Source organism: Actinoplanes sp. URMC 104, from assembly GCF_051386375.1.
Taxonomy (GTDB): Bacteria; Actinomycetota; Actinomycetes; order Mycobacteriales; family Micromonosporaceae; genus Actinoplanes.
In genome coordinates this window covers 530,828-543,362 of the sequence record NZ_JBPQTO010000012.1, presented here as the reverse complement: position 1 = coordinate 543,362, position 12,535 = coordinate 530,828, and the positions used below count along the sequence as shown (strand labels likewise).

Genomic DNA, 12,535 nt, shown 5'->3' with positions numbered 1-12,535 from the left:
CGGGCCGCTCAGGCGGCCCGCCTTCGCGCGTGGGTGGTCAGCACCTCGTGCCGCGGGAACAACCGCTCGCCACCGGCTGCGGTGATCAGCCGCAGCCCCTCGCGCCCCAGCGTGTAGCGCACGTCGACGAAGCGGCTGACGGTGTCGTCGTGGTGCACGATCGTCAGCTCGTCGGCTCTCAGCATGCCCGGTGATACGGATCCGGCGCCCCGCCCGGTTCACCCGTGCGAGCGACATACAGTTGCGTGCGTGTCCGCCGAACTCCCGCGCCGCCGGCCCCGCCTCTTCGTGCTCGCCACGGCGGGCGTCCTCCTGGTCTCGTCCACAGCGGCCTCGTGCGGCGACGACGAGCCGACCGACGTACGCCTCGGCGAGGCCTCCCGCGGCACGGTGTCGGAGATCGTCGAGGCGCCCGGCTCGGTGACCGCCCGGGCCGCGGCCACGGTCAGCGCGCCCGCCGCCGGCACGCTGGACGACCTGCGCGTCGAGTCCGGCAGCCGGGTGAGCAAGGGCCAGGTGCTGGCCGTGATCGACGCCCCCGAGCTCGAGGCGCGCCGCCGGTCCGCCGAGCGCGCGCTCGACGAGGCGTCCCGCGGCGGCGGCTCGATCGGGGACACGTCGGGCTTCACGACCGTACGGAGCAGGACCGACAAGCAGGCCGCGGACGCCTTCACCGAGGCCCGTGCCGCGGCCGGCAAGATCACCGATCCGGCCCTGCGCCAGGTGCTGCTCAAGCAGGTGGACGCGGCCAAGCAGCAGTACGACGCGGCCTCCGCGGCCGCGGCCGAGGCGCTGCGCTCGGTGCAGCGGGGCGTGGCGTCGCTCGGCGAGGCGGTCAGCTCGCTGTCGGCCGCCCAGCGGCTGCAGGCCCGGCAGGCGTACGAGCTGGCCGACGCCGCCGTCGAGGCGCTCACCCTGCGGGCCCCCGTGGCCGGGGTGGTGCAGCTCGGCGGCACCGCGGGCGGCGGCTCGCCGTCGCTGACCGACCTGCTGTCCTCCGGCGCCGCGGGGGCCGCTCCCGCCGCGGCCGGGGGAGGCCAGTCGCTGCCCGGCGTCGACGCGTCCGTTCCGCAGGGCGCCTACGTCGCGGCGGGCACGCCGATCCTCACCGTGGTCGACGTGAGCCGGCTGGGCCTGACCGCCGAGGTCGACGAGACCGACGTGCTGCTGGTCAAGCCCGGCGTCAGGGCGGCCGTCGAGCTGGACGCGGCCACCGGTTCGAGCTACCGGGCGACCGTACGCTCGATCGACCTGCTGCCGACGACGTCGGCGCGCGGCGGGGTGTCGTACAAGGTGCGCCTCGACCTCTCCGGCGGCAAGGACCCGGCCGGGGCCACCGCGCCCACCCCGCGACCCGGCATGAGCGCCGTGGTGCGGCTGCAGGTGCGCGAGGCGGACGACGCGGTGACGGTGCCGGCCTCGGCGGTCATCAACGTCGACGGCCGCGACACCGTGTGGACCGTGCGCGGCGACCGCTACGAGCGGGTGCCCGTCAGGCTCGGTGTGCAGGGCGAGGACGTCGTCCAGGTGACCGAGGGGCTCGACGCCGGGCAGCGGATCGCCGTGTCCGGCGCCGACGAGATCCAGCCCGGCGACCGGCCCTCATGACGGCCGCGATCGTCGCGACCGGCATCAGCCGCACCTACGACCTCGACGGCGTCACGGTGCCCGCGCTGCGCGGGGTGTCGCTCACCATCGACGCGACCGACTACGTGGCGATCGTCGGCACCTCGGGCTCCGGCAAGTCGACGCTGATGCACCTGCTCGGCGGCCTCGACCGTCCCACCGGCGGCACGCTGCTGATCGGCGGGCGCGACGTGTCCGGGCTCGGCCCGGGCGAGATGGCCCGGCTGCGCAACGAGACCATCGGCTTCGTCTTCCAGTCGTTCCACCTGCTCGCCCGCACCACGGCCCGCGACAACGTGGCGCTGCCGCTGGTCTACCGGGGCGTGGGCCGCCGCGAGCGCCGCGCCCGCGCGACCGCGATGCTGGAACGCGTCGGGCTGGCCCACCGGCTCGACCACCGCCCCAACCAGATGTCCGGCGGCGAGCAGCAGCGTGTGGCGATCGCCCGCGCCCTGGTGACCGGCCCGTCGGTGCTGCTGGCCGACGAGCCCACCGGCAACCTCGACTCGGCCACCGGCCAGTCGGTGCTGGCCCTGCTCGAGTCGCTGAACGCCGAGGGCGTGGCCGTGGTGCTGGTGACCCACGACCGCGACGTGGCCGCGCGGGCCCACCGCCAGATCGTGATGAAGGACGGCGTGATCGTCTCGTGAGACTCGCGGAGGCCTGGCGGGTCGCCATCGACGCGCTGCGCGCCAACCGGCTGCGCAGCGTCCTCACCATGCTCGGCGTCGTGATCGGCGTGGCGGCGGTGGTCGCGCTGGTGGGCATCGGCACCGGCACCAAGGGCCAGATCGAGCAGCAGGTCGAGGGGCTGGGCTCCAACCTGCTGCTGGTGGTGCCCGGCCGGCTCGAGGCCGGGTCCGCGCCGACCGCCTCGACCATGACCATGGACGACGCCGACGCCGTGGCGCGCGTCGTCGGCGACCGCGACCGGGTGGCCGTCACGATCGCGTCGGGGGAGACCGTCCGCGCCGGCTCGCGTTCCGCGTTCGCCAGCATGCAGGGCGTCCTCGAGACGACCCCGACGGTGTTCGTCCGCCGCCTCGACCGGGGCTCCTACCTGACCCGTACGGACGTGAGCACCGGCCGCCGTGTCGCGGTGCTCGGCGCCGGCACCGCCACCGCTCTGTTCGGCGACCGCGACCCCATCGGCCGGCAGGTCACGATCGGGGGCGTACGGTTCCGGGTCATCGGCACCTTCGAACGGCTCGGCCAGAGCCTCGGCGTCGACCGCGACAGCGAGGTGCACGTCCCGGTCACCGCCGCGCAGCGCCTGCTCGGCACCGACCGCATCGACGGCCTCGCGATCCGCGCCCCCGACCGCGAACGCATCGACCAGCTCAGCTCCGCCGTGGTCGCCACGCTCACCGAGCGGCATCCCGACACGGACTTCAGCGCCGTCACCCAGGAGCAGATCCTCGGTGTGCTCGGCGACATCCTGGGCGTGCTCACCGGGGTGCTCGCCGCGATCGCCGGCATCAGCCTGCTGGTCGGCGGCGTCGGCGTCTCCAACATCATGCTGGTCTCGGTGCGCGAGCGGACCAAGGAGATCGGCCTGCGCAAGGCCGTCGGCGCGCGCCCCCGCGACATCGGCGTGCAGTTCCTGCTCGAGGCCGTGCTGCTGACCACGATCGGCGGCGTGCTGGGCATGGCCCTGGGCGTCACCGCCGCGCTGCTGGTCGACCGCTTCTCGCCGGTGCCCGCCGCGATCACGTGGTGGTCGCTGGCGCTGGCCTTCGGCGTCTCGGCGATCGCGGGGATCGTGTTCGGCGTGGTGCCCGCCCAGCGCGCCGGCCGCCTCGACCCGGTGGTCGCCCTGCGCACCGAGTGAGTGACGCAGGGCACCAGCCGCGGGGCCGGTGTGCGGCGGGACCGACCGCCCGCGAGGCTGGCGGGATGAGACGGATCGAGGCGCCCGCGCCCCTGCTGGTCGTCACGGCGATCGTGTCGGTGCAGGTCGGCAACGCGATCGCCCGGGATCTGTTCGACGACCTCGGCGCCGCCGGGGTGACCTTCGTCCGCCTGGTGCTCGCCGCGGTCATCCTCGCCGCCGTGACCCGTCCGGACGTACGCTCCTGGTCCCGGGCGGCCTGGTGGTCCGCCGCGCTGCTCGGCGTCGTGATGGCCGCGATGAACCTGATCTTCTATCAGGCGCTGCGCGAGGTGCCGCTCGGCACGGCCGTGACCGTCGAGTTCCTCGGCCCGCTGCTGCTCTCGGTCGTGCAGACCCGCCGGCTGCTCGACCTGCTCTGGGCCGGGCTCGCCGCGGCCGGCGTGCTGCTGCTGGGCCTGGACAGCGGCGGGTCCGCCCCGCTCGGCGGGCTGCTGCTCGCCTTCCTGGCCGGGCTGTGCTGGGGCACGTACATCGTGCTCAGCGCCCGGCTCGGCAGCCTCGTACCGGGAACCGGGGGTCTCGCCGTCTCGCTGGCCGTCGGCTCGCTCGTGGCCGCCCCGTTCGGCGCCGCCGGCGCCACCGAGGTGCTGCACACGCCGTCGCTGCTGGCCGCGGCGGTCGCCGTGGCGCTGTTCGCGTCGGTTCTCTCGTACGGGCTGGAGATCAACGCGTTGCGGCGCATCCCCACCCGGGTGTTCGGCATCCTGATGAGCCTCGAACCCGCCGCGGCCGCGGTCGCCGGCCTGCTGATCCTGCACCAGCGGCTGGGCGCCGCCGAGATCGTCGCGCTCGCGCTGGTCACTCTGGCCAGCGCCGGGGTCACGCTGGCCCGCCGGGACCCCCCGCGCGACGAGGCGAAGGCCGTCGCGGAGCCGGTCTAGGCCGATCGCTCAGATCGGGCCGGGTCGCGCCGAACTGTCCGGGAGAGAGGGGGCGGGCACACGGTGCGATTTCAGCTCCGCGACGAACCGGGCGCCGCCCGCAGCGTCGCGTACCTGATGCTCGCCGCCGCTCCGCTCGTCTTCGTGACCGGCATCGTGCTGCCCGACGAGCACCCGCTCGGCTGGGTCGTCGCGATCGCGCTGGTCTGCCTGGTCATGGCGGGCGGCGGCGCGATGTCGTACTGGCGGCCGGCGCGGCTGCCCCGCCTGTGGTGGCTGGTCGCCCCGTTCGCCACCACCATCATGATCGCCGGGCTGAACTTCGCCTCCCGCGACGCGGCCGCGGGCTCGCAGTTCTTCTACCTCTGGCCGATCCTGTACGCCGCCAACTTCCTCAGCAACCGCAACGCCGGGCTCACGCTGGCGCTGGTCTCGGCCGGCCAGGCCGCGGTCGGGTTCACGGTGCTCAGCCCCGGCCACGCGCTTGCCGACTGGATCTCGATCACCGTGGCGTTCACCCTCACCGCCATCGTCGTGGCGTCGTCGCTGCGCAACCGCCACGACCGGCTCCGCGAGGTGCTCGAGGCGCAGGCGCTCGTCGACCCGCTCACCGGCGTCGCGAACCGGCGCTCCTTCGACGGCTCGCTGGCCCGCGCGAGCCACGGCGGCGGGCCGCTCGCCTTGCTGACCGTGGACATCGACCACTTCAAGTCGATCAACGACACCTGGGGGCACGGCGCGGGTGACCGGGCGCTGCAAGCCGTGGCGGAGGCCTTGCGTACGGTGGCCAAGCGCACGGACGACGTGGTGGCCCGCCTCGGCGGCGACGAGTTCGCCCTGCTGCTGCGCACCGACCGCGACGGCGCCCGGCACGCCGCCGACGAGGTGCGCGCCGCCCTGGAAGCCGCCGCCGAACTGCCGTCCGGGCCGCCCGGCCTGAGCATCGGCATCGCCGTGCTGCCCGACCACGCCGGCACCGCCGAGGAGCTGCGCGCGGCCTCCGACGACGCGCTCTACCGGGCTAAGGACGGCGGGCGAGGCCGTACGGCCATGGCCGTCACGCCGCCCGGGCGGCACAGCACCGGGCAGCCCGCCGAGGTCAGCGCGGCTGGATGACCGGCTGCTCCGCGGTCGCCTCGTCCAGCGGCCCGCCGCGGCTCACGCCCAGGATGTCCTCCCGCGTACGCGGATAAGGCCCCCAGCCGTCGCGCAGCACGTGGATGTAGACCGCCTCGAGGCACACCCCCACGCGCGCCGCCAGGTCGGCGTCCTCGGGGCCGCCGAGGCGTACGGCCCGGGCGAAGTGGTCGAGGGCCTCCATGTGCCGGCCTTGGTCGAAGCAGCAGCGCCCCGCGTTCTCGTGCACCACGCTGCGCAGCGACTCGGGCACCTCCGCGCCGGTCGCCCTCGCGAACAGCCGGTCGGCCTCCTGGAAGTCCCCCCGCAGCCGCAGGATGTGGGCCAGCTCCGCCTGAGCGATCACCATCGACTGCAGGTCCCGCGCCGACTCCGCGTGCGCCAGCGCCAGCCGGCTCGCCGCCGCCGCCATGCCCAGCTCCCCGAGCAGCCGGTACACCTCCGCGCGGACGCTGAGCAGCCCCGCCTTCACCACGATGTCGGCCTCGTCCGCCAGCGGCCCGTCGAGCCGCTCACCCAGCTCCCGCAGCGCCTCCCGGTCGTCCACCACTTCCCGCAGCGTCGCCCCGTCGAGCCGCCACCGGATCGCTTCCAGGTCCGCCGCCGACAACGCGGGCCGCTCAACCTTCGCCCGCACCACGCCGGCGGCCTCGTCCCACCCCGCCGCCATCTGCTCGTCGATGGTGGCCCGCACCGAGGCCGCGTCAACCGGCCCCGGCTCCTGCGGAGCCGGCCGCTCACCTCCGGGGCTGCCTCCCTCGTCGGTGCGCTGCTCGCCTTCGCCGGTGCGCCGCGCGCCTTCGGGCCTGCCTGCGTCGTCGGCCTGCCGTTCCCGTCCGGGCCTTGCGCCGTCGTTGGTGGGTCGCTCCTCGTCGGGCCTGCGTGCGTCGTCGGCCTGCCGCTCTCGTCCGGGCCTTGCGCCGTCGTTGGTGGGTCGCTCCTCGTCCGGCCTGCGTGCGTCGTCGGCAGGCCGCTCCCGTCCGGGCCTTGCGCCGTCGTTGGTGGGTCGCTCCTCGTCCGGCCTGCCTGCGTCGTCGGCAGGCCACTCCCGTCCGGACCCTTCCCCTTCGTAGGCCGGCCGCTTGCCTCCGTCCTCGGCGGGCCGCCCCTGTCCGGGCTCTTCGCCTTCTTCGGCGGGCCGCGCTTCTTCGGACCTGCCCCGGTCGTCGGCGGGTCGCCCGTTCCCGGCGGCCGACTGGTCCCCGGGGACCGGCATGCCCTGGAAGAGCCCGGTTACATCGAAGTCGATGACCCGGCGATCGTCGCCCCGGACGCCCTCCTCGGCTCCCTGATCGCGGCCCGCCGAGTCTCTCGCGTCCGTGACCGACGCCGCCTCCCCGGCCCCGGCAGCAGCATCCACCTTCGCGGTGAACCACATGCCCCCGAACTCGGTGTCCGCCGTCCGCTGCGGTGCGTCCTCCCCGGAGATGGCCAGACGCCCTATCGGCCGGACGTTGTGCAACGTCCCGTCCGGATCCATGTACGGCGCCGCATGAGCCCCCAGCCGATGCGGATCCTCCACCGCCGACCCGGCCTGCTCGCTTCCATCGTCCGGCCCGGCGTGCCGCGAGGCACGCGACACCCCTTCGTTCCCGTCGCGCTGCGCTCCAGCCCCCGCCGCGTCGTCGCCCGATGCCCGCTGCAGGGGCACGTCGGCCGTACGCCGTTCCGCCACCGACTGCTCTTGCGCCGGCCGATCATCCGGCACCCGCCCGCTCAACGCGTCGCCAGCTCCTGCACCCTGCTGCTGCTGCTGTGCAGGCGCATCCGCCTCAACGGAAGCATCGCCCTGCTGCGGCGACGGCACCGGGGAAGCGCTGACCCACTGCCGCGGCGGTGCGACCGGTTGGGTCGGCATCTGTGCGTGCGGCTGGGCCGTCGGGGGTGCGCTGGCTTGCTGGCGCGGCGGTGCGACCGGTTGGGTCGGCATCTGTGCGTGCGGCTGGGCCGCCGGGGGTGCGTTGACTTGCTGGCGCGGCGGTGCGACCGGTTGGGTCGGCATCTGCGCGTGCGGCTGGGCCGCCGAGGGCGCACTGACTTCCTGGCGCGGCGGTGCCACCGGCTGAGTCGGCATGTCCGGCTGCGGGTGCGTTGCCGCGCGCGGACTGCTCGCCTCCTGAGGTGCGAGCCCGGCCGACTGCCCCGGCATTTGCGTCTGCGGCCGTGCCGTTGCCGACGCACCCTCGTTCGGCATGGGCGCCGGTGCGACCGGGTGCTCACTCTGAACCTGTCGCGGGATCGCCGGCACCGCCGGACTCTGCGGGCTGACATACTCCTGCCCGCCGGTCGGAGCGCTCACGGGCGCCGAAGCCAGCGACGTCGGCCGTCCCGCCGCCGCGCGACCGTCGGCTGCCTGCTGCGGGCGCGGCGCCCACGGCGATTCCTCACCCGCCGCCGTACCTTCCGTTCCGGGCACCTGCTGCCCTGGCACGGGCGAGGCTCCACGCCGCTCGAACGCGTCCCGCTCGAACCCGTCCTGCGCGGGCGCGTCCATCTCGGCCCCGTGCGGATCCGCCGGCGGCCACCCCGCGACGTGCTGATCAGCGGCCTCATGATCGGGCGCGTACTGCGCTCGAACGTCCCGCCCCTCGACCCATCGGCCCGGCGCCGCACCCTCAGAGCCGTCCCGCGCCGAAACGGCGTCGTCGGACACATGCCAACCGGGAATGGCATCCCCGCGAGCATGCTGTCGAGGCATGGCAGGGCCGTCAGTGCGCTGGGCCGGTGCTTGCTCGATGTTCCCGGGCTGGCTCAGTGCGTGCGGCGTGGAGCCGTCGAGCCCCTGTTGGCCGGACGCGTCCTGCGTGGGTCCGTGCTGCTCGGATGCCTGCCGGCTCGGCGTCCGCTGCGCGGGTCCTTGCTGCTCGTATCCGCGCGGGCCGGGTGTGTCCTGCGCAGGTGCGTGCTGACCGGCCGTGTGCTGCATGAATGCGGGCTGGCCGGGCGAACGTTGCGCAGACGGGTGCTCGCTGGACGCGTGCTGCCCGGGTGCGTGTTGACTGGGCGCATGCTGCGCGGGCGCGTGCTGGCCGGGCGTGTGCTGCACAGGCGTGTGTTGGCTAGGCGCGTGCTGCGCGGGCGCGTGCTGGCCGGGCCCGTGTTGGCCGGGCCCGTGTTGGCCGGGCCCGTGTTGGCCGGGCGTGTGCTGCGCGGGCGCGTGTTGGCCGGGCATGTGCGGCGCGGGCGCGTGCTGGCCGGGCGCGTACTGGGCGGGCGCGTGCTGGCCGGGCCCGTGTTGGCCGGGCGCGTGCTGCGCGGGCGCGTGCTGGCTCGGCGCGTGCTGCGTGGGCGCGTGCTGCGCAGGTGCGTGCTGGCTGGGCGCGTGCTGCGCAGGTGCGTGCTCGCTGGGCCCGTGCTGCGCAGGCACATGCTGGCCGGGCGCCTCGTGGCTGACGGGGTGCTGGTCCGGTGTCCGCTGTGCGGGGAAGGGCTGCTGCGGCATGGGCTGCCCGGCGTCGTGGTGCCAAGCGTCTGCCTGACCGCCGGGCCACGGGGCCTGGGCCTGCTGGTCGGCCGGGCCGCTCGGAGCCGGGCGGTCCTGGGGCTGCTGCTCGGCGGGCCGGCGCGATTTGTCGGAACCGCCGAAGAGCTTGTCGACAGCCCGGCGGAAGAAGTCGCCGCCGGTTTTGTGGTGGGTCGAGTTCTGCTCGCTGGGCGTCTGGGCTAGCTCCGGGGCGCGCTGGGCCGGCATGGCGGCTTCCCGCCCCGGGTGCTGGGAGCGCTGGTCGGGGACCTGCGGGCCGGGCTGGGCCCAACCCTGCGCGTCGTGCTGACCGGGCGGTTGCGTGTCGCCCCACGCCGAGCCACGGGCGGGGGTGTTCTGCCCGCCGCCGGGCGAGAGCGGCCCACTGGAGGCCGCCGGTGGAACGGACGTCGGCCGTGCATGCGCCGAAGCCGCCGGTGACACGGGCGCCGGGCCCGCGTGGTACCCCAGGGGCGGAGCAGCCTGCGGGGGATAGGTGTGCGTCGGTGCCGCCTGCGGAGATTGCGGCGAGGCCGGTCGCGCATACGCCTGCGGCGGCGGCACGGCCTCCGACGGACGCGGCCCGGGAACGTCGGGCGCTGGGACGGCCTGTACGTGGGTGCCGTCCGGCGTGGGCGTCCCGGGGGGCGCGACCACGGGCGGCATCGCCGAACCACGCCGGTCGGCCGGCGGCATCGGCGCAGCCGGCGACAAAGGCAGGTCCGCTGACGCGGGACGGGGCTGCGCCGGGGCGGCCGACGGCGGGAACCGGTCATCGTCGGTTGCGTTCGGCGCCGCCGCGGGCGGCCGCGCACCACCGGGCATCGCGTCGTACGTCGGGGCCGAGCCGGGCCGGGCTTCGGGCGGGGCGACGCCGTGACGTGCCGCCGCCGGCGGGACGGCGCCGTGACCTGCTGTCGCGGGCGGGACGGCGCCGTGACCTGTTGTCGCGGGCGGGGCGACGCCGTGACTTGCGGCGGGCGGAACTGCGTCCGACCGGTCGCCACGAGGCGGAACGCGCTGTGGCATCGCCTCATCGGCCGCGGGGTGGGGCGCGCCCGGCGACACTGGACGGCCGAGGCCGCTGCTGGGCAGGGCGGCGGGTGGCGCCTCGTCCGGCACCATCGACCACGGGTCGTCGCCCTCGGCGAGGTAGACGTGGGCGGTTCGAGGGCTGCGCCGTGAACGCGGTCCAGGCGGCGCCTCGAGCCGCGGATCGGTCTCGGCGGCCGAGCGGTCGCCCGGCGCCTGCGGCGGGAAGGGCCCGCGGGCGGGAGGCGGCGAGGACTGGACCGGTCCACGGGCGGGCGGCGGCGAAGACGGGGCCGGACCGCGGGCGGGCGGCGGCGAAGACGGGGCCGGACCGCGCGGATCACCCGGAGGCGGCACGGGCACGGAGGCACGACCCGCCTGGCCGGGCGCCGAAGGGCGGCCGGACTGACCCTGGTCGACCCGGGCCTGGCCTGCGCCGGCGGCCGGTGGACGTCCGTCGCGGTTGCCCGGCGTCGGTCCGGCGGCAGCCGGCGGCACCGAGGCCCGCGCCGCGTGGCCGGGGTCCGGCGCGGTGCGCGGCGAGCTCTGGCCCGGCGAAGGAGAAGACGGCGAGCTCTGGCCCGGCGGAGGAGAAGACGGCGAACCCTGGCCCGGCGGAGGAGAAGACGGTGAGCTCTGGCGCGGCGAAGGAGCGGACGGCGCCGCCGGAGTCACCGGTGCCGGAGGCGGGCTGACCACCCGGGCGGCCGGTGTCGGCGCGTGGGTGCCGACGACCCGGGGTGCGGCGGGCGGGTCGGCCTTGATGACGCGCGGCGGAGGCGGCGGCTGCTCCTTGCCGACCACCCGCGGCGCGGCGGGCGGTGCGGGCTTGCTGACCACGCGGGGGCTGTCGGCCTGGTCCTCGGCCGCCGGCTCCTGCGAGCGCGTGCCTTCCTCGGCCCAGCCGTGGTCAGCATCGGACTCGTCGGCGCCTCGGCCGGCGTCGCGGCTCCGCTCCGGCTCGGCTTCGACCCAGCCGCCGCTGTGGTCCGGCTCGGCCTCGACCCAGCCGTGGTCGGCGTCGGGCTCGGCGGCGCCTCGGCCGGCGTCGCGGCTCCGCTCCGGCTCGGCCTCGACCCAGCCGCGGTCTGCGTTGCGGCTCCGGTCCGACTCGGCCGCGACCCAGCCGCGGTCATCCTCGCGGCTCTGATCGGAGTGGGCTTCGCCCCAGCCGCGGTCGGCGGCGCGGTTGCGGTCCGAGCCGGCCTCGACCCAGCCGTGGTCTTCGCCGGCCGTGATCTCCGCGACCCGGCCGTTGCCGTCGCCGACCGGGCTGTCCTCGGTCCAGCCCTGGCCGCCGACCGGCCGGCCGTCGTCCCACCGCTCGGTGGGGCGCCGGCGGCGGTCCTCGACGATCTCTCCCTCGATGGTGCGCGGGGCACGCTCGTCGAGGATCTCGCCGTCGATCGTGCGGGCGTCCGCGTCGGGCGCGATCCGCTCGTCAGGCCAAGGCCGACGGTCGTCGTAGCCGCGCGACCGCGAGCCCTCGGAGCGGTCGTCGTAGCCGCGGGACAGGGAGTCAGACCCGCGAGACAGGGAGTCGGCGCCGCGGGATAGAGACTCAGGCCCGCGGGACAGGGAGTCAGACCCGCGAGACAGGGAGTCGGACCCGCGAGAGCGGGAGTCGAAACCGCGGGAGAGGGAGTCGGGACCGCGGCGCCGCTGCGGGTCGCGGCGGTCGGCGGCCTCGCGGTACTCGTACTCGTCGCGTCGCCGCTCGCTGCCGCGCCGGCGGTCGCCGCCATCGGGGGTCTGGTCGTAGCGGCCCGGCTCCTCCCAGATCATGGCCGCACGCCGGCCGCGCTCGTCGGGGTAGGGGCGGCGGCGGTCGTCGTAGTCGTACGAGTCGTCGCGCCGGGCCGGACGGCGGTAGGGATCCTCGGGCACCCGCGCGCGACCGCTGGCGGCCGGCGGGTCCTCGCGGCGGCGACGCTCCGGTTCGGGCCGCTGACGCCGGCGGCCGGCCGGGCGCTCCTCGTCCTCGCTGCGGCTGACGGTCTTGACGCCGGGGTCGGGCCCGTGCCCGTACGCCACCAGGTCGCGATGATCGTAGGGCTCGTCGATGTCGTCGAGCGGGTCGTACCGGTCGTCGCGCCGGGCGAAGGTGGTGTCCGGCGCGTCGAAGTCGGCGCCCAGCTCGGGCCGGTTGAAGTCGACGTCGTCGAAGTCGTCGCCGGCCAGGTTGGGCTGCGAGGTGTCGATCGGCACGAAGTCGGGGTCGTCGAGCCAGCTGGGGCGCTGCGAGTCGAACGCGGCCTGGGGCCGGCGGGTGCCACCCCCGGTGTTGCTCGCCGCACGCCGCTGCCGGCGCGCGGCCAGCTCGTCGACGGGGGTGCCGGCGTCCGCGCCGCCGCGCCGGGTGGGGATCACCGGGTCGGGGGTGTCGCGACGCTCGTACTGCCGCTCCTGAACGACGGCCGCGTTGGGAACGATGGAGTACTCCGAGTACTCCTCCTCCCAGTATTCGTCGTCCTCGAAGCTCATGCCGCAGCTCCCGGAACG

Annotated in this window: 6 protein-coding genes and 1 pseudogene; 5 read left to right on the top strand and 2 right to left on the bottom strand. The window is 75.8% G+C overall.

All coding sequences use genetic code 11. The features are described 5' to 3' along the window. Window positions 1–8 precede the first annotated feature (8 nt). Entirely contained in the window at window positions 9–185 is a 177-nt protein-coding gene (locus ACSNN8_RS41430) for a hypothetical protein (RefSeq protein ID WP_436656599.1), read from the bottom strand. Between the two features lie 64 nt (window positions 186–249). Between ACSNN8_RS41430 and ACSNN8_RS41425 the strand changes: the two genes are divergently transcribed. The 5 genes and pseudogenes from ACSNN8_RS41425 (at window position 250) to ACSNN8_RS41405 (ending at window position 5,517) form a co-directional block, all read left to right on the top strand. Continuing rightward, window positions 250–1,608: an efflux RND transporter periplasmic adaptor subunit gene (locus tag ACSNN8_RS41425; RefSeq protein WP_436656597.1), complete on the top strand. Its 1,359-nt coding sequence runs from the start codon at window positions 250–252 to the stop codon at window positions 1,606–1,608. Further along, window positions 1,605–2,273: pseudogene (locus ACSNN8_RS41420) on the top strand (ABC transporter ATP-binding protein); the annotation flags it as partial. The gene ACSNN8_RS41425 and the pseudogene ACSNN8_RS41420, both read left to right, overlap by 4 nt. Beyond that, a complete protein-coding gene (locus tag ACSNN8_RS41415; RefSeq protein WP_436656595.1) occupies window positions 2,273–3,457 on the top strand; it encodes an ABC transporter permease in 1,185 nt (394 codons plus the stop codon). The pseudogene ACSNN8_RS41420 and the gene ACSNN8_RS41415, both read left to right, overlap by 1 nt. A gap of 65 nt (window positions 3,458–3,522) precedes the next feature. Continuing rightward, window positions 3,523–4,401 carry an EamA family transporter gene (locus tag ACSNN8_RS41410; RefSeq protein WP_436656593.1) on the top strand — a complete coding sequence of 293 codons (879 nt, stop codon included), beginning with the start codon at window positions 3,523–3,525 and terminating at the stop codon, window positions 4,399–4,401. A 63-nt stretch (window positions 4,402–4,464) separates the two neighbouring features. Beyond that, on the top strand, window positions 4,465–5,517 hold the full coding sequence (locus ACSNN8_RS41405; protein ID WP_436656591.1) for a GGDEF domain-containing protein: 1,053 nt from the start codon (window positions 4,465–4,467) through the stop codon (window positions 5,515–5,517). On the opposite strand, the gene ACSNN8_RS41400 is transcribed toward ACSNN8_RS41405, so the two are convergent. After that, the gene (locus tag ACSNN8_RS41400) at window positions 5,501–12,517 is read right to left on the bottom strand and encodes a hypothetical protein (RefSeq protein ID WP_436656589.1); all 7,017 of its coding nucleotides are present in this window, start codon (window positions 12,515–12,517) and stop codon (window positions 5,501–5,503) included. The genes ACSNN8_RS41405 and ACSNN8_RS41400 overlap by 17 nt on opposite strands. Window positions 12,518–12,535 lie beyond the last annotated feature (18 nt).